At 45.7% G+C, this 17,871-nt stretch carries 13 protein-coding genes; 3 read left to right on the top strand and 10 right to left on the bottom strand.

What is annotated here, in order from left to right; all coding sequences use genetic code 11:
• Positions 1–33 precede the first annotated feature (33 nt).
• Genes F8H35_RS07790 through F8H35_RS07755 form a run of 8 tightly spaced genes read right to left on the bottom strand, consistent with a single transcriptional unit; the run spans position 34 to position 9,296 of the window.
• The gene (locus F8H35_RS07790) at positions 34–1,254 is read right to left on the bottom strand and encodes an EAL domain-containing protein (protein ID WP_472572983.1); all 1,221 of its coding nucleotides are present in this window, start codon (positions 1,252–1,254) and stop codon (positions 34–36) included.
• Positions 1,248–2,456 carry a tryptophan synthase subunit beta gene (gene trpB / locus F8H35_RS07785; protein WP_472572982.1) on the bottom strand — a complete coding sequence of 403 codons (1,209 nt, stop codon included), beginning with the start codon at positions 2,454–2,456 and terminating at the stop codon, positions 1,248–1,250. Before trpB ends, F8H35_RS07790 begins: the two co-directional genes overlap by 7 nt.
• Before the next feature lie 45 nt (positions 2,457–2,501).
• On the bottom strand, positions 2,502–3,296 hold the full coding sequence (locus F8H35_RS07780) for a GltB/FmdC/FwdC-like GXGXG domain-containing protein (protein WP_472572981.1): 795 nt from the start codon (positions 3,294–3,296) through the stop codon (positions 2,502–2,504).
• A gap of 11 nt (positions 3,297–3,307) precedes the next feature.
• Positions 3,308–4,435 (bottom strand): class II glutamine amidotransferase, encoded by a 1,128-nt coding sequence (locus tag F8H35_RS07775; protein WP_472572980.1) that lies wholly within the window; start codon positions 4,433–4,435, stop codon positions 3,308–3,310.
• Positions 4,435–5,724 (bottom strand): NAD(P)/FAD-dependent oxidoreductase, encoded by a 1,290-nt coding sequence (locus F8H35_RS07770; RefSeq protein WP_472572979.1) that lies wholly within the window; start codon positions 5,722–5,724, stop codon positions 4,435–4,437. The genes F8H35_RS07775 and F8H35_RS07770 overlap by 1 nt, the downstream gene beginning before the upstream one ends.
• 5 nt (positions 5,725–5,729) lie before the next feature.
• Positions 5,730–6,185 carry a 4Fe-4S dicluster domain-containing protein gene (locus F8H35_RS07765; RefSeq protein WP_472572978.1) on the bottom strand — a complete coding sequence of 152 codons (456 nt, stop codon included), beginning with the start codon at positions 6,183–6,185 and terminating at the stop codon, positions 5,730–5,732.
• Between the two features lie 8 nt (positions 6,186–6,193).
• A complete protein-coding gene (locus F8H35_RS07760; RefSeq protein ID WP_472572977.1) occupies positions 6,194–7,711 on the bottom strand; it encodes a glutamate synthase-related protein in 1,518 nt (505 codons plus the stop codon).
• 40 nt (positions 7,712–7,751) lie between these two features.
• A complete protein-coding gene (locus F8H35_RS07755; protein WP_472572976.1) occupies positions 7,752–9,296 on the bottom strand; it encodes a chloride channel protein in 1,545 nt (514 codons plus the stop codon).
• Positions 9,297–9,497: 201 nt separating this feature from the next.
• Between F8H35_RS07755 and F8H35_RS07750 the strand changes: the two genes are divergently transcribed.
• A complete protein-coding gene (locus tag F8H35_RS07750) occupies positions 9,498–9,653 on the top strand; it encodes a hypothetical protein (protein ID WP_472572975.1) in 156 nt (51 codons plus the stop codon).
• On the top strand, positions 9,646–12,294 hold the full coding sequence (locus F8H35_RS07745; protein ID WP_472572974.1) for a plasma-membrane proton-efflux P-type ATPase: 2,649 nt from the start codon (positions 9,646–9,648) through the stop codon (positions 12,292–12,294). Before F8H35_RS07750 ends, F8H35_RS07745 begins: the two co-directional genes overlap by 8 nt.
• 269 nt (positions 12,295–12,563) lie before the next feature.
• Here the strand turns inward: F8H35_RS07745 and F8H35_RS07740 are convergent, their stop codons facing one another.
• Positions 12,564–13,547 carry a C-GCAxxG-C-C family (seleno)protein gene (locus tag F8H35_RS07740; RefSeq protein ID WP_472572973.1) on the bottom strand — a complete coding sequence of 328 codons (984 nt, stop codon included), beginning with the start codon at positions 13,545–13,547 and terminating at the stop codon, positions 12,564–12,566.
• Positions 13,548–13,559: 12 nt separating this feature from the next.
• Positions 13,560–16,961 carry a cytochrome c3 family protein gene (locus F8H35_RS07735; protein WP_472572972.1) on the bottom strand — a complete coding sequence of 1,134 codons (3,402 nt, stop codon included), beginning with the start codon at positions 16,959–16,961 and terminating at the stop codon, positions 13,560–13,562.
• 161 nt (positions 16,962–17,122) lie between these two features.
• On the opposite strand from F8H35_RS07735, the gene dnaX reads away from it, so the two are divergent.
• A partial coding sequence (gene dnaX, locus F8H35_RS07730; protein ID WP_472572971.1) for a DNA polymerase III subunit gamma/tau occupies positions 17,123–17,871 on the top strand: 749 nt, incomplete at its 3' end.

The raw sequence follows: 17,871 nt of genomic DNA, 5'->3' as shown, positions 1-17,871 counted from the left end.
CACATCAGGATAGATTCTAGCCCTGATTTAAACTCAGGAAATATTCACTTTTATCTTCTTAGGCTCAGGTTCCGGTTTCCCTATGAAATACCCCTGACCGAGGGAAACACCAACGTTTTTCATCAACCTGTACGTTTCTTCATCTTCTATAAACTCTGCCAGAGTCCTCAATCTGAAAGACTTTGCAACGTCAACTATAGCTTTTATTATCGCCAAGTCTTTAGTATCCGATTTGGCATCTTTAACAAAAGCTCCATCTATCTTCAGAACATCTGCCGGAAATTTCTTCAAGTACATAAAGTTGGAGTATCCTGCTCCAAAATCATCAACAGCAATTCCTGCATTAAACTCTTTAAAAAGGCGGAAAATACTAACAGCGATTCCTTCTTCCATTAGCTTTTGAGATTCAGTTATTTCAAAAATAACATTACTGAGATCAATAGAGTACTTCTTGGCTATCTGGAAAATTGTATTGAGTTCTTTAAAAAAGTATTTCATTGATAGGTTGAAGAAGAGCTTATAGTCCCCAAAATACTTAATTGCATGTAAAAACAAAAGCTTATCTATTTCAGGAGTAAGAGCCAGAGTGTCTGCTACAAGAAAAACGTAGTCCCCTTTAAGGATTTCATCACCGTAAAATATTCTTGATAATACTTCATAACCGTAAATTTCTCCCGTTCTCAAAGAAACTATAGGTTGAAAATGGGGAACAATACTCTTCTCATGAATAGCTTTAAGAAGCTTAAAGCGAACCTGTTTAAATTTCTCTATATCGTGGGCTTTAGATTTTTGATAGAAAACAATTGTATTTTTGCCTGAATTCTTGGCTGAATAGAGGGCACTTTCTGCCTGTGAAAAGAGCTCCTCAAAACGGGAAATCCCCAAACTCACTCCAGCACTTGTGGTAAGACGGATAACATCAGATCTAAGTTTAAATTCAACCAAGTGGAGATAGCGGTTAAAAACCTCTTCAACCCTTAAAAGGGGAACATCATCAAAGATAAGAGCACTAAAAGCGTTAGCCCCTACTTTTGCAAAGTAAACTTTTGAAAAGAATTTATCCAAAACTTTTTTAAAATAGTGAGCCGCTGTTTTAAGAACAGCATCGGCTATCCTATAGCCATAGGTAAAGTTGACGTAGCGGAAATCGTCTATATCTAAAAGTAAAAATGTAACCGGTGTTCCTTCTTCTAAACGGGAAAGCTTTTCAAAAAAAGCTCGTCTTGAAGGTAACCCTGTTACTTCGTCTACCATAAACGGAGTTCCTTTTTCTCCTCTAGAATTTCTTTCACCTGTGCAACGTCTTTATCTCCTCTACCTGATAGATTAACGATTATTAGTTTTCCCTTCAAATTCTCCCTGTTTTTTATCACCCATGCAACGGCGTGGGAGCTTTCTAAAGCGGGGATTATCCCCTCAGTTCTTGAGAGAATCTGAAAGGCCTCAAGGGCTTCGTCGTCGGTTACAGCATCGTACTTTGCCCTTCCAATCTCCTTAAGGAGTGAGTGCTCAGGGCCAACTCCTGGATAGTCAAGACCTGCAGAGACTGAGTGAGTTGGCGTAACCTGACCATCTTCATTCTGGAGAAGGTAGGATTTAGCACCGTGGAAAACTCCCACTCTTCCCTTACACAATGTCGCTGCGTGTTTGTCTGTATCTAAACCGTATCCCCCTGCTTCAACGCCAACAAGTTCAACATCTTCATCCTCAACAAAGGGGTAGAAGATTCCCATTGCGTTACTTCCACCGCCAACGCAGGCAACTATCATGTCCGGGTAGCGCCCCTCTGCCTCTAAAATCTGGTGCTTTGTCTCCTCACCTATAACAGACTGGAAATCCCTAACTATCATCGGATACGGGTGAGGACCAACAACTGAGCCGATTATGTAGTGGGTTGTTCTAACGTTTGTAACCCAGTCTCTTATCGCCTCATTAACGGCGTCTTTAAGGGTTCTGCTTCCGCTCTTTACAACCTCAACCCGGGCGCCAAGGAGCTCCATCCTGAAAACGTTTAGTGCCTGCCTCCTAACGTCCTCCTCGCCCATGTAGACAACGCACTCCAAGCCTAAAAATGCGCAGGCCGTAGCCGTTGCAACGCCGTGCTGACCGGCTCCTGTTTCTGCAATTATCCTCTTCTTACCCATCCTTTTAGCAAGGAGTGCCTGACCTAATGCGTTGTTAATTTTGTGGGCTCCCGTGTGGTTCAGGTCTTCTCTCTTTAGGTAAACTTTTATACCGTTCCCGAGGTACTCAGAGAACCCCTTTGCAAACTGGAGAGGTGTTGGACGGCCAACGTAGTTTTTGAGGAGCTCCTCAAACTCCTCCCTAAATTCCGGGTCGTTCTTTATCTTAAGGTAGCTCTCCTCAAGCTCAGATAGAGCCGCCATCAGGGTTTCAGGGACGTATTTACCACCAAACTCTCCGTACTTACCTCTACTGTCAGGGTATCTGTACAAAGCCGGCCTCCAGGTAAATTTGTCAGCAAATGGAACAGAAGTTTACTATTTGATTAAACCGGTAGCAATGCCCCACCTGTGGGCATACATTCTCCCGTAAGGCCTTGCGCTGACGGGAACGATTTTCGTAAAGGGTTCAGAGAGTATCTCATCAACGGGAATGTTAAAAGCCTCTGAGAAACCTTTTAGCTCCTCTGTAAGGAGTTTCATATCTTCTAAAGTCGGTTCAAATACCTTTACCTCTTTCCCTAAATACCTCTTTGGAACTTCACCGCGGACGTAGATAACTCCGCCGTGCATACCGGTAGCACAGTAGTCCCCAACTATGTCTTCCCCTGGCTTTCTATTAAGGCCTAAGAGAATGAGAATTCCGCCGGCCATATACTCGCCAAAGAAGTTTCCAGCCTTTCCGCCAACTATAAAAGTTGGAACAAGATTTTTGTAGCCTTTCATGTGGATTCCAACCCTGTAGCCAACGTCTCCCTCTACGTAGACTTTTCCTCCCCTCATTCCGTAGCCGCAGACGTCTCCTGCGTGGCCTCTAACGACTATCTTCCCATCTCTCATCGTGTTTCCAACGCCGTCCTGGGCGTTCCCGAAAACTTCTATTTCAGGGCCGTAGAGGAAGATTCCAAGGTCGTTTCCTGCCGTTCCGTGAACCTCTATCTTCACTTTTCCCTTAATTCCAGTTCCAATGTAGCGCTGGCCGTAAACCTCTTTCAGAATAACTTTCTGAGCTCCCGCATTAACAAGCTCTCTAACTTTTGCGTTCACTTCCCTGTAGTGGGTAGTTCCGCAGGTTATCTCGTAAACGCCGTCGCCTATCTGCTTTACTTCCATGGCCTACTCCTTTAAGCTGGGTAGCAGACGTCTTCTTCCTTACAGTGGTTTAAGAGGGCTATAACAGGCTCTCCCGCCTTTGGCATCCAGACCCTGTCGGGAGTTTCGCAGATAACCCTGATTGCAGACTCCTCGCTTGCCATATAGACTGTGTCTCCCTTTTCTGCAGCGACAAAGGGGCGGAGCTTTATCCTGTCGTTAAAGCCGATAACTCCGTCTTTAAAGGCAAAGAGCATTGCAAAGGGGCCGTTGAGCATTGCAGAGGCATAAACAGTTCTTATCATCTTTGCCATCTCGTAAATCTTCTCAAGGCCAACTTTTTTATAGTGTTCAATGTCTTTCCAGAAAGGTGCAGCCATTGCCATAAAAACAGCCCTAATTGGAAGCCTGTGCTTCCTGAAGAGAAGGTCAAAGAGGTATGCAGCAACTTCTGTGTCTGTAAGGAGGGTGCACCTGTAGCCGAACATCTCAACGTAGCGCTTGTTTGTTCCGTAAGAGGTTATCTCTCCGTTGTGGACGATTGCCCAGTCAAGGAGTGTGAAGGGGTGAGCTCCCCCCCACCAGCCGGGGGTATTTGTTGGAAAACGGGTGTGGGCAAGCCAGATGTAGCCCTCGTATTCCTTTATCTCAAAGAAATCTCCAATCTCATCCGGGTGGCCAACTCCCTTAAAAGCTCCCATGTTCTTACCGCTTGAGATTACATAGGCTCCCTTAACCTTATCGTTTATCGTCATTACAGTCCTAACAACAAGGTCTTCTTCCGATTCCATAGGAAGGCGGGCGTCGTCTCTCGGCTCAACGAAGTAGCGGTAAAAGTATGGCGGTTTTGTCTTTTTGTAGAGGGAAGGAACCTCCTTTGTTGGAATCATCTCAGACTTTACGATTTTGAAGGATTTATTGAGAACGGCGTTGACTTCAGACTCGTAGTCAAGGTCGTCAAGCATAACGTGGAAGGCGTAGTATTCGGCTAAATCGGGGTAGATGCCGTAGGCGGCGTAGCCGGCACCCATTCCGTTTCCACGCTCTTTCATTGCAGTTATTGAGTCGTATATGAACTTTCCGCTTATCTTTTTTCCGTCTCTGTTAACTATTCCGGCAAGGCCGCACCCTGCCATTTCGCTGTAGCAACCGCAAGCCATCAGAACGCCCTCCAGTCTTTGTAGGCCGTTTTGTCCTGTTTCAGCTTCTCCTCCCTCCACCACTGGGGAAGGTCAACAAGGCCAAAGTCAAGCTCAACAAGTCTCTCTTTCACATTTGAAACATCTATCTTCTGCCTTATGAGGTTTGTAAGGATTCCGGTTCTGTCTATCTCACCGATTGCTATGAACCCTATGAGCTTTCCGTTTTTAACGATTGCCTTTCTGTAAAAGCCCTTCTTCTCAAACTTATCGTTGACAAAAACTTCACAGGAGTCGTCTGTCGGCTCAACAACTCCAGCGTTTAGAACGGGAACGGGAAGGAACTTAAGGGAGTTGAGGACAAGTCCTCCAAGGTATTCCATATTCTTTCCGGCCATGTTGAGTCCTGCGATGAATCCCTGCTCAAAGGCAAGGGGGAAGAGTGGAATGGGTTTTTTCTGACCGTCAACTATGTCTGTGCACTCTATACAGTCTCCGGCGGCAAAGATATCAGGAACGGAAGTTTCCATAGTGTCTGAAACGGAGATTCCTTTGTTGATTTCAACGCCAGCAGTTTGGGCAAGCTCTGTATTTGGTCTAACGCCTATCGCAACTACAACGGCATCTGCCCTTAGAACGGAACCGGATTTGAGGCGAACGCTGCTTACTTTCTCGTCTCCCATTATCTCTTCTACCGTGTCGTTGAAGATAAACTCAACGCCCTTTTCTCTCAGCATGTTCTCAACTATCTCTGAACCTCTCCTGTCAAGGGCACGGGCAAGGACCCTGTCAAGGAGCTCCACCACCCTGACATTTACCCCAATTTCCCTAAGGAAGTACGCAACCTCAAGGCCGATAAAACCTGAGCCGATTACAATAACTTCTTCTGCCCCGTTTTCTTTCAAGTAGTTTTTGAATGAGATTGCCGAGTGGAGCTCCGTAAACGTAAAAACGCCCTTTTTGTCACTTCCTTCAATTGGGGGAACGAATGGTTTACCGCCAGTTGCTATGAGGAGCTTGTCGTAGGGAACAAGCTCATTTGAGTCTAAGGCAACAACTTTGTTCTTTCTATTTATACTTACAGCTTTATGGCCTAAAATCGTTTCAACACCGTTCTCCTCAAAGAAGGAGCTGTCTCTGTAGAGGAGCTTTTCCTCTGGAATATCAACCAGAACGTCGGCAATCATAGGCTTTGAGTAGCACCTGTCCTCGTAGGAGATGACAACTATCTCTCCGTCCGGATCAACCTTTCTGATTCCAGTTATACACCCAACCGCCGCAGCGCTGTTCCCGACTATTACGTATCTCATTCCTCTTACCTCTCAAAGTCATAGATGAGAGCTCTGTTTGGGCAGGCTTCAACACAGGCAGGAAAGCCCCTGTCTCCACACAAATCGCACTTAAATGAGTGCCTCTTCTCCTCTCTAATCATCGGGTGGGCCGCTCCGAACGGGCAGACGAGAACGCAGTTCCAGCAGCCAACGCACTTCTCTTCATCAAGGTTAACCTTACCGTTCTCGTCAACCATTATTGCGCCAGAGATGCAGGCGTCAAAGCAGAACGGGTGTTTACAGTGGCGGCACATGAGAGACAGGGAAACGGCCTCTTTAACCTCAACAGTTGCCCTTGGGAGAAGGTTTTCCAATTTATAAGCCTTTACAGGGTCTTTACTTTCGCTGTGAACCATTGTGCAGGCAACTTCGCAGTAGCGGCAGGAGATGCAGTTCTCCTCTATCGGGTAAACTTTCATCAGCTTTCTCTTCCTGCTCATCTTACCCCCTACATTCCGGCGGGCAGAACGCCAAGGATTTTGTTCTCCTGCTCAGTAAGTCCCCAGCTCCTAAGCCTGAGCCTGTTCCCTTTAATAGACTCAATAGCGTTAATACCCATAGCTCCGAGGAGCTCCTTAATATCGTGTGCCCAGGCCCTTAAGAGGTTGTAGAGGTTCTCAGCAACAATGTCCGGGTTTAACCTCTTTGCAAGCTTCGGGTTGTTTGTCGTAATTCCCCAGGCGCACCTACCTGTATGGCACTGCTGACACTGTGTGCACCCGGCGGCAAGCTTAGCAACGGTTCCTATGTAAACGGCATCAGCGCCAAGAGCTATGGCCTTAAGAACGTCTACTGCGCTTCTGAAACCACCTGCCGCAATCAGTGAAACCTCGTTCCTCAAGCCCTCTTTCCTGAGCCTGTCGTCAACGGCGGCAATGGCCATCTCTATGGGAATTCCAACATGGTCTCTCAGTGATTTAGGAGTTGCTCCCGTTCCACCTCTTACACCGTCTATGGCTATGGCATCAGCTCCGGCGTGGGCTATACCGCAGGCAATTGCTGCAACGTTGTGAACTGCTGCAATTTTGACGAAAACGGGTTTTTCGTAGTTCGTCGCCTCTTTTAGGGCGTAGATGAGCTGCCTCAAGTCTTCAATGGAGTAGATGTCGTGGTGGGGAGCCGGAGAGATAGCGTCTGAACCTACGGGAATCATACGGGTCTCAGCAATTCCCTCGTTAACCTTTTCACCGGGAAGGTGGCCGCCGATTCCAGGCTTTGCTCCCTGACCGATTTTTATCTCAATGGCGGCAGAAGTTTCAAGGTATTCAAGGTCAACACCGAAACGGCCGGAGGCAACCTGAACGATTGTGTGGTCTTTAAACTCCCTCAAAGACTTGTGGAGACCGCCCTCTCCGGTGTTCCAATAGGTTCCAAACTCCCTGCAGGCAATTGCCATTGCCTTTTGAAGGTTCAGGTTGATTGAACCGTAAGACATAGCTGAGAAGAGAACGGGAATTTCAAGTTCCAACTGTTTTCCTATGGTTGTTTTTATGCTTACGCCGTCTGAGTCAAACTGGAGCTGGTCTGTCTTCCTGCCGATAAAGGTCTTCAACTCCATAGGCTCCCTTAATGGATCTATCGGCGGGTTCGTAACCTGACAGGCGTCTAAGAGAAGGTGGTCAAAGTAGTTCTTTATGGGCTTGTCGTTTCCGGTGGATGTGAGGATAACTGCCCCCGTTAGCATCTGAACGTGGATGTCTCTGATGGCCTCTGGAGTCCAGTTAGCATCGGGGTGAAAAGTTGAAGGGTTCTTCACAACCTTGATGGCGTCTGTTGGGCAGAAGGCTTCACACCGCTTACAGTTTACGCAGTTTTCGTGGTGGTTCATTATCATGTTAAGGTCTTCGTCGTAGTAGGTGGCGTCAAAGGAACACTGGTCAACGCACGACTTACACCTGACGCACTTATAGTCGTCCCTTAAGACCATAAAAGGGTAGAAGGCTACCTGAGGCTTCTTGAAGAGCATTTCACACCCCCAAAGGTGAGTGGAAATATTCTACTACAGGCTATTGGGGAAGCGAAATTTTCCTGAGGAAGGTATCAACGTCAAACATTCCCTGATAGATGCCGTTTTTGTCAACCACTGGAATCAGGTTGGCCTCAAATATGGCAACCACTTTTAAAACTTCTTCAACGGGGGCATCTGTGGTTAGAACGAAGGGCTCTTCCGTCATAAGGTCTCTGACTTTAAGGTCTGAAAGGTCGCTGATTGCTGCAAGTCTTAAGTCCCTCAGTGAGACTATTCCTACAAGTTTTTTATTTTTAGGACTTTTAACAACGGGAATGTAGCGCTCCTTTCCTTTCAGGAAACGCTCTATCAGGTATCTGATGTGGGCATTCTCGTAAACGGGAGGAACAGGTTTCAGGTAGTCTGAGAGTTTGAAATCTTTAAGGCGGACGGAGAGGAGTTCCTCAACGTTAATCCCTTTGTGAAAGAGAGCTCTCTTGAAAAAGTCCACTTCGTTTGAAAGTCCCACAAGAAAATTCGTAGTTACGGAAGTAAGAAGAATCGGAACTATCAGCTGGTAGCTGTGGGTCAGCTCAATGATGACAAGGGAGGAACGGAAAGGTGCCCTTGAGATACCGCTGAGCATTGCAGCAGAGCCGACAAGTGCAAAAACCCTTGGGTCAAACTGGGAGTAATCTCCAACGAAGTAGCCAAGGAAAGCCCCTGTAAAGATTGAAGGAGCCATCACGCCGCCGAAAACTCCGCTGCCGAAGGAAAGGACAACGGCAACTAACTTTGTAAGTGCAATCTCAAGAGCAGTGGCCGGAGAGAAGTGGTTTTTGAAGAGCTCCCCCACGGCACCGTATCCAACACCTGCAGCTTCAAGGTGAAACAGAAGCAAAAGGCCGACAATAAGGCCGAAGGAGAAGGCGACTTTTCCCCAGTAGTGGCGGTATGCAGCCCTTAAACGGGTGAAGAAATTGAGTGAAACGAAGAAGAAGAGGGAAGAAACAGCGGTTAAAAGGGCTACAACTATAAAAAGGGGAATCTCTGCATCCTGAAAGTGGAGGGGAGGAACGTAAAAGGCTGTAAAGTCTCCAAGGAACTCCTGTGCAACCAGAGCTCCAACGCTTGCAGAAACCACTAAGGGAATAAGAACGTAGCTGTTAATCTTTCCAAGAACAATCTCAGTTCCAAAGAGGACTGCGGCCAAGGGAGCGTTAAAGGTTGCAGAGATAGCAGAAGCCACACCGCAGGTAAGGTATATGGGAAGGTGAATCCTGTCTATTCTCAGGAGTTTTGAGAAGAGCTCCGAAAGAACCCCCCCAAGCTTTGCGATGGGGCCTTCACGGCCGACGGGTGCTCCAAAACCGATGTTAAAAGACGTGAGAGAGAGAACCAAGAGCCCCCTTTTCAGGTTAAAGCCACCCCTCTCTAAAGAGATCCTCTTTGCAATCTCATCAATAGTTGCATCCTCAGGTGAAACAACAAAGTAGCGGGATATCTGGTAGGTAATGTAAAAAATAAAGGGAAGAAGAAGAGGATAAAAGAGAGGTTTACCACTGGAAAACAGAGCAAATATAGAATGGCTCAGGGCTATCAACTTTCTAAAAAGAATAGCAGAGAACCCGCCGATAATCCCAATAACAGAAGGAACAATAAAAAAGTGATTAAGGTTTCTTAGTAGTTTTACGAATTTTTCCAAAGTGGAAATAATTATACCATATTAAGCTCTACAAAACCCACAATAGCAATATGGTAAACTGATAGAAATTAGCTATATAACCTATTCTGGAGGGAAGAGATGGAGAACTATCTATCACCCGGAGACCCGATATTCAAAATATTTGAAGCCATTGGAGCAGTAGTAATTGTAGCCGTAATAATAATCGGAATCCTCATAAGCTACGACTGGTGGAAAGAAAAACAGGAAAAAGAGAGGGAGGAACAAAATGGCTAAGATAGATGAATTTAAAGAAAAAACCATTGAAGAAACCCTTAAAGAACTCAACACCTCTTTAGAAACAGGGCTCTCAGAAGAGGAAGCAAAAAAAAGGCTGAAACAGTTTGGACTGAACGAAATTCCCGAAAAAGAGGAACCCCTATGGCATAGGATATTCCGCAGGTTCTGGGGCCCAATTCCGTGGATGATTGAAATTGCAGCTATTCTATCTGCCCTTGTAAAACACTGGGAAGACTTTGTAATTATCCTGATTCTTCTCTTTGTTAACGCAGGGGTAGACTTCTGGCAGGAACACAAAGCACTCTCGGCTCTAAAAGTTTTAAAGGAAAAACTTGCTAAAAAATCCCTCGTCCTGAGAGATGGAAAGTGGAAACTGATTGACGCCAGGTTTCTGGTTCCAGGAGACGTAATAAAGCTGAAAATAGGAGATATTATCCCTGCCGATGTCAAGCTTGACCATGGGGGAGATTTCATCTTAGTTGACCAGTCTGCTTTAACCGGCGAATCCCTGCCCGTTACAAAGAAACCGGGGGATATAGCCTATGCAAACTCCATAGTAAAGAAAGGTGAAATAAACGCAATTGTCGTGGCAACAGGCCTTGACACATACTTTGGAAAGACCGTTCAGCTTGTAGCAAAGGCAGAAAAAGAGGAGCGCTCCCACTTTCAGGAAATGGTTATTAAGGTTGGAAATTTCCTGATTATCCTTACTCTTATACTGGTAGCAATCATGATTTTAGTTGAGATAAATCGTGGCAAACCGATAATTGATCTGCTCCAGTTCTCACTCGTTCTTACGGTAGCGGCAATTCCTGTAGCCCTTCCAGCAGTTTTAACGGTTACAATGGCTGTGGGAGCTCTCTACCTGGCAAAGAGGCAGGTTATAGTAAGCCGGCTGGCCTCTATTGAAGAGCTGGCAGGTGTTGACGTTCTGTGTTCTGATAAGACGGGAACACTCACAATGAACAAAATGACCGTTTCTATCCCTTTTACGGTTAACGGCTACACATCTGAAGACCTTATGTTCTACGCAGCTCTTGCTTCACGGGAAGAAAATAACGACCCTATAGAAATTCCCATCTTTGAGTGGCTGAAGAAACACAAACTTTACGAGAAGGTAAAAAAATGCGTTCAGGAAAAATTCATTCCATTTGACCCTGTGAGGAAAAGAACAGAAGCACTTGTAAAGTGTGACGGAGAAGAAATATACGTAACGAAGGGAGCTCCCCAGGTAATCTTAGAGCTTTCAGATAAAAGAGAGTTTGACCCCAAAGTTGTAGAAAAGAAAGTGGAAGAATTTGCAGAAAACGGCTTCAGAACCCTTGGAGTTGCCCACAAAAAGCCTGATGAAGAAAAATTCCACTTTGTCGGTTTAATTCCACTCTACGACCCACCAAGGCCAGATTCAAAAGAGGCGGTTCAGGAGGCCAAACGCTACGGCGTTGAAGTGAAAATGGTGACGGGAGACAACATAGCAATTGCAAAATACATAGCGAGAATACTGGGAATTGGTGAAAAGATAATCAGCGCAAAGGAGCTCCGTGAGGCAACAAACGAAGAATACGCAGTTCTGGCTGAGATAATAGCCAAAGCCATAATGAGAGTTGAAGGGTTAAGCCCCGAAGAAGCAGAGAAAAAGGCAAAAGAGGTTGCAGAACTTGTCAAGAAAGAACTTGAAAATACAAAGCTCTCTGTTGGAACAGTTAAAAGGCACGAGTCTGAAATAATAAAAATCATTGAAGAGGCCAACGGCTTTGCAGAAGTCTTCCCTGAAGACAAGTACTTCATAGTTGACAAGCTCCAGAAAGCTGGCCACATAGTCGGAATGACCGGAGACGGCGTAAACGACGCCCCAGCTTTAAGGAAAGCCGACTGCGGAATTGCCGTTTCGGGAGCAACCGACGCTGCAAGGGCAGCTGCAGCTTTAGTTCTATTAGCACCTGGACTGAAAGTAATTATTAAGGCAATAGAAATAGCAAGGGAAATTTTTGCAAGAATGGAAGCCTACACAATTTACAGAATTGCAGAAACCCTTAGAGTCGTGTTCTTTATGACTCTTTCAATATTAATATTCCAGTTCTATCCTATTACAACTGTAATGATTATCCTTCTTGCGCTTCTTAACGACATTCCTATTCTGGCGATAGCCTATGACAGACAGAAAATCTCTCCTAAACCGGTAAGGTGGGATTTTTACGAAATGAACGTAATGGCATTCTGGTTAGGAGTTGCCGGCGTTCTTTCTTCATTTACCATATTTTTCCTCTTAGAAGAATACTGGAAATTACCTCAGGACTTAATCCAATCAATCATATTTACAAAGCTGGTAGTTGCAGGACACGGAACAATATACAACACAAGGGTAAAAGATTGGTTCTGGAAAAAGCCCTGGCCATCCGCAATTCTATTTGTTGCAACCTTTGGAACGAGGTTACTTGGAACAATTATCGCCGTCTATGGGTTCAACCTGATAACACCTGTTGGATGGGGATGGGCTCTCTTTGTATGGGGATATGCCTTTGTCTGGTTTGTTTTCAACGATGTAGTTAAAATGGCCGTTCTCAAAATGTACTGGGAAAAGAAGTTTATGTTCGCCCCCGGCCACTTCAAGTTCATCAAAAAAGTCTTCTCTGCTTAATTCTCTGCGGGCTCCCGCCCGCTTCTATTTTTTTTAGAATTTTCGTTGACAACTTAATATGGATTATGCTATATTCTGGATTAGAAATGAATTACGCCCTTCTGCATTCTTGTATCGTTTCTTAAGCCTGGCCGGTAAATCGGCCAGCTTTTTTTAATTTTCAAAAAACTTTAAAGACTTCTCATAAAATTTCCTAAAGAGTTGGCACTTATTAACCTTGATAAATGAAAGCTTGGGACGGCGTCTGCCGTCCCAAAGAAGCAGGAAGGTTAGCCACCGAAAGGATGGGTATTGGGATCTATCGTTGAGTGGCAGTTTGTACAGGTTACGCCTTTCTGCATTCTTGTATCGTCTCTTTTTAGTTCTTCTGGTGCTTCTGGATTGCCAACTTTTCCGTGACAGCCAAGGCAGGATTGAACAGCACTACTTGTAGTTGGAAGTTCCTCAAAGTTCTTGTAAATTATCTGCTGGTTGAGGAACTCAACCGCCTTAGCGGCGGTGCTGGCAACTAACCTTGCACACCTTTCCTCTCTCTCTGCTGAATCTGCTCCCCACAGTGGAACGTTGTTGGAGTCAACGTTTGCATACAGCCACTCAGCAACAGATATGTGGCATATAGGAGAGTTGGAAACAGATTTGTTGGCCTGGGTTGAAAGCCTCTGAACTGCTGTCTGATAAGCCTTTATCTCATCGTCACTCTTCCCTGCAGCCTTAAGCTGATTAACAACTGCATTAACGTCGTCGGAAGTTGGAACGTAGGTTGGAAGGCTCGTTGTTGAATACCACCAGTTTAAGGAATCAATAATATCTTCCGGGTTGGGTGAGATTAGCTGAACAGCTGCAAAAGTTCCGTTGAGAGCTCCACACAGAGTTGCCCAGCTTAAGACTCCTCCCCTACCGTAGTTCATAAGAGCAGTTGGGATAACTGTGTAGGGAAAACCAACTTTCTGCGCCAGTGCAGTAATAATAGCGTTAAAGGTTCCGTAGGCACAGCCTTTAAGAGTATCGTTGTTAATCTTCTTATTTGCATAGTGAGACCTGTAAGCAAGTGAAGCAACCTCTGCAGGGTCAAGCTCAACGTACTTGAATGGAGGTTCAGGCATTTTCAGCTGAGAAGTTGAGGCAGAAGCCTGTTCCTGTGTTGAAACTCCGCCACCTCCTCCGCAGGAGGTTATAACGGGGGCCAGCAGGCCCCCAGCAACGCATCCAATTCCAACAAGCTCAATGTTTTTCAAAAACTCCCGCCGTTTCATGCTCCACCTCTTCTATTGGTTTTTCCTCCTTCTGATAAACCCAAATGGAAGCAGGCCTAAGAGGAGTGAAAGGATGTTTCCAGCTCCAGCGTTTGGAGTAAGTGAACATCCTCCACCACCGCCACCTGTTGAAGCTGTTTCATTACCAGAAGTTGAACCGGTTGTAGCTTCAGGTTCTCCAAGAACTACAGTAACAGGTTCTTCAGCTTTTGTTGCTGTTAAGGAGATTGTTGCAGTGATAGTTCCGTTTGTTGTGTCGCGGGATACGCTGGTAACAGTTCCTCTATCAGGAACGACGGTAGCATTTTGAACTTCGTCTGGAGTAAGGCCAGTAAACGTAACAGTAAACGTAGTGGACTCTGGAACTACAACTAAGTGGGCAATTACTTTGGCCAACTTCTTCTCTTCGGCAATCTGCTGAACCTCTGTTTCAGGTGCTGTTCCCTGAATAACAGCATTTTTAGCCTCTGCCTTAATTGTCAGCTTCTTGCCGTTGAGATTAACAGAGAGAACGGCTGTTCCATCCTGAATATTTTGAACTGTTACTTGAGGAATTACCGGAGCTGCAGGAGCCGAAGGTGTTGTAGTTGAGGGAGTTCCACCCTTAACAATTGCAACAGTTGCCTCGTCAGACTGCTTAGACGATGTAGCTACGGTAAACATAAGTCTGCCGTTTTCAACCTGAGTGCTCTTAATTACAGTGTTGGGCCCTGCAACAACAGAGTAGTCTGAAGCTTTACTCACTGCAGGAATAACTACAAATGTCGCTTCAGAACCTGTCAGTTTAATCTTGAGAGCTTCCTCAATCTCCTTACCTTTTGGAACGAAGCTCGTATCAACGCTGTCGGGCTCTGCTGTTAAAGGATCAATATTTGCACCCTCTGGAGTCCAGACGGCTGCGATGTAGCCGTTTCCGTCGTAAGGCTTAACCTCAACATCGCTCGGTGAGTAATAAGCGTAGGTGAGCCTCCTCAGGTCTTCCTGTGTAAACTCTCCGTTGTAACCCTCAATTGCAGCTTTTGGAACTTCAAACACAGTTACACCGGGAACTGTATCTATGTGTGGATACTTCTGAACGGGCCTGTTGAAGCGGCCATTTGGAGAGTGGCAGTCTTCACACTGAAGAACGTGCATCGGATCTTTTGCGTAGGCAGCATCGCCACCGCTGAGCTGCGGATTACTGCTTACAGGAGCAATGTTATGGCTCATAATGTAGGAACCGTCAAAGATACCTAAGTGGTAAACGTACTGAACCTTAACCGTTTTCCCTGTTACTTTGTGGATAGCAGCCTCAAGGGCTTGAGCTGCAAACTGAATTTCGTCTGACTTGTCAACAAATGGGGCTTCAGCATCGTCTTTCCTGATTATCATTGTTTTGCCAGTTTCGGGGTTTTCAAGCATGTTGGGAAGTGTTGACTTAACAACCCATCCTGTCTTGTTGTTGGGATCTATCCAGTCAATCGTTCCGTCTGGCTTGAACCTACCAACTATTGGAGCATTATCGTCAATTCCAAGTTCCTGGGCAACATCGGAGTTGGGGAACTCAACGTTGTCACCGTATTTACCCACGTAAGCCCAGAAGACCATTCCACCTGGAGTTATGTATGGATTGTTAAGGGCTTTTGCAGGAATGTAGGGCTTACCGTCTTTGAAGTAGATGAGGCCAAACTCTGCAACGGGTCTGTCAGGGTTGTCAACCTTCCAGGTATCTGGAGAGACCTTAAAGACCATATGGAGGTACCTGTTTGGAACTGTCCTTCCGTCGCTGAGCCTCCAGTAGAGCTCTGCAATTAGGTTTGCAGGCTTGACCTTAAGTGTTGGAGGCTGTCCTTTACCTGGAATGTCTGGGAACCAGACGTAGTCTGGAGTGAACGGAACTGTTACAAACTCTTTTTCACCATTAACTTCTATCTCCCTGAAGTTTGCAAAGAGGTGCCCTTTACCCTCTTCTGTTGTCCTTATAAGAGTCTGAATTACGCCGTTAAATTTCTGTGGAATGTGGCACGTTGTACAGTGGATATACTTCATGTGTTTGGCAGTAGCATCTCCTGGACCAAAAACTCCAGCGTGATCCTGCATGTAGTTTGTGTGACACTTTGTACAGGTAATTGTTCCATCAAGGTCTGAGCGGACGTTGAAGCCGTCTGTTCCCTTAGCAAGGTCGTGGGAGGGAATTGCAGCTGAGAGGTTTGGAACGTAGCCGAGTCCTCCTGTCGAAACAGGTTCGTGCTTAACAGGATAGTGGCAGTCTGCACACTTAAGGCCGGCTTCGGCGTGAACGTCTAAGTATGGAACTTTTTTCCACTCTTTTGTTTTTGGATCAAAGTATTCAGGCCTCTTATCAGGATCAATTATTTTATGGGGAAGGCCGTCGCTTCCAAGTTCAGCAACATCACCTATTTCCTGAGCCCTCTTGAAGAATCCTGGAGAAGTTAAGAGATATAGGTTCCCAAAAAGCCCAATGTTGTCATAAGGAGTAATCTTGCCGTCTCCGTTTATATCGTAAACACTTGCGTGACACCTTGCACAGGAATCGTTAGATGTTGAACCTATAAGTTTGTTGAAGTTCTGAACGGCAGAGGCATTGTATGTAACAGTCCAGTCTGAGTTAATTGTTCCAAGCCTTGCTCCGACTGTATCAACCCAGCCTGGATGCTTCTTATGCCATGAAGTCATACGGGCATTTCCAAGGTCATAAGAGTAGGCGTGACAGATAAGGCAATCGTTGTCTCTTACGTTTGGAACAGTTACATCTCCAGCCTTTGCGTGGTAGGTTTGAACAATGAGTTTTCCGGAACCGTCTGTTGAGTTCATGAGGTAGTCGCCGTAGTAGGTGCCGTTTTTAAGACCGTCTTCAACCTTTGTCATGTCCATCTTGTCAAGTGGCTGGTCTTTCTGGTCTTTAAGACCGTAACCTCCACCAGGGTGGCAGATTGAGCACTTGCCAAAGTCCCAGTCTGCAGTTGTGTTATCAATATCAAGCGGGTCGTTTGTTTTGTAGGGGGCAAGGTGGAACATGTGGGGAACTGAAACCCTGTTGTACATACCGCCGGGGCCGTAGATGTTGTTGGGGCCGAACCACTTTATCCAGAGCTTTGACTGATCTTTAGGAAGGCCGTTTGTGAAGTTCTGGTCGCCGAACTTGTTGTAGTAGAGGTTGTAGATGTCTGAAGTCAGGGTTGAGAGCCTACCCTGCTGGGTGTGCCAGCCCTCGTTGATGAAGTCAAGGTCGTGACAGGCACTACAGGACTTCTGGTAGCTGACCGGGAGCTTTGAAGCAACGTTTCCGTTTGAGTCAAGAATGTTGTTGCCCAGAACGTCCTTCAGGTCAACTGAAGGGTGGGCAAAAGCCTGAGAGCTCCCAAAGAGCAACGCCAGGAGCGCTAGTGAGATGGTTCCTCTAATTCCTCCCATAATGAAGACCTCCTATTGGGTTCTCTACTAATTTTTATATAGCTTAAAATAGCAAATGTCAATATAATTATTAAAAAGATTAATGTATTCATACTTTAATTAATAAAGGAAACATTATCTTTGAGCCAGTGTATAATTTCAGACACTAAAGAGGAGAAGTGATGACCTACACAGCTATACCGAGGAAATACCGCCCTCAGAGGTTTTCAGAGGTTACAGGACAGGAGTTCATAACAGAAACTCTCAGGAACGCCGTTGCAACAGGCAGGGTTGCCCACGCTTACATATTTGCAGGCCCGAGGGGAGTTGGGAAAACGACAACTGCCCGTATAGTTGCAAAAGCTCTTAACTGTGAAAATCCAAAAAACGGTGAACCCTGCAATCAATGTCTTCAGTGTGTTGAGATAGTAAAAGGTTCCCATCCAGACGTGATTGAGATAGACGCTGCATCAAACAGAGGAGTTGACCAGATAAGGGAGCTCCGTGAGTCCGTCCACTACGCTCCAGTAAAGGGAAAGAAAAAGGTCTACATAATAGACGAGTTCCACATGCTTACAAAAGAGGCCTTTAACGCCCTTTTAAAAACCCTTGAAGAACCACCGGAACACGTAGTTTTCATCCTCGCAACAACAGAGCTTGACCGGATTCCTCCAACAATCCTCTCAAGGTGTCAGAAGTTCATATTCAGGCGAATTCCTGAAGAGACAATAGTTAAAACCCTTAAAGAGGTATGCCAGAAAGAAGAAGTTGAATGGGAAGAGGAAGCCTTAAGGCTCATAGCTATCTCTTCCGAAGGGTGTATGAGAGACGCCGAAAGCCTTTTAGACCAGGCAATAGCGCTGGGGCAGGGAAAAGTTGAAACTAAAACGGTTTCAGAGTTTTTAGGAATACTGACCGGGAAAGAGGTAAG

It is taken from the genome of Thermovibrio sp. (assembly GCA_015488335.1).
GTDB lineage: Bacteria > Aquificota > Aquificia > Desulfurobacteriales > Desulfurobacteriaceae > Balnearium.
Note: the sequence above shows the minus strand (reverse complement) of the source record. Positions and strands in the feature narration are given on the sequence as shown.

Coding starts and splice junctions, on each gene's coding strand:
- F8H35_RS07790 (WP_472572983.1), bottom strand. CDS start 1,254: ATGGTAGACGAAGTAACAGGGTTACCTTCAAGACGAGCTTTTTTTGAA.
- F8H35_RS07780 (WP_472572981.1), bottom strand. CDS start 3,296: ATGGAAGTAAAGCAGATAGGCGACGGCGTTTACGAGATAACCTGCGGA.
- F8H35_RS07775 (WP_472572980.1), bottom strand. CDS start 4,435: ATGGCTTGCGGTTGCTACAGCGAAATGGCAGGGTGCGGCCTTGCCGGA.
- F8H35_RS07770 (WP_472572979.1), bottom strand. CDS start 5,724: ATGAGATACGTAATAGTCGGGAACAGCGCTGCGGCGGTTGGGTGTATA.
- F8H35_RS07765 (WP_472572978.1), bottom strand. CDS start 6,185: ATGAGCAGGAAGAGAAAGCTGATGAAAGTTTACCCGATAGAGGAGAAC.
- F8H35_RS07760 (WP_472572977.1), bottom strand. CDS start 7,711: ATGCTCTTCAAGAAGCCTCAGGTAGCCTTCTACCCTTTTATGGTCTTA.
- F8H35_RS07750 (WP_472572975.1), top strand. CDS start 9,498: ATGGAGAACTATCTATCACCCGGAGACCCGATATTCAAAATATTTGAA.
- F8H35_RS07745 (WP_472572974.1), top strand. CDS start 9,646: ATGGCTAAGATAGATGAATTTAAAGAAAAAACCATTGAAGAAACCCTT.
- F8H35_RS07740 (WP_472572973.1), bottom strand. CDS start 13,547: ATGAAACGGCGGGAGTTTTTGAAAAACATTGAGCTTGTTGGAATTGGA.
- F8H35_RS07735 (WP_472572972.1), bottom strand. CDS start 16,961: ATGGGAGGAATTAGAGGAACCATCTCACTAGCGCTCCTGGCGTTGCTC.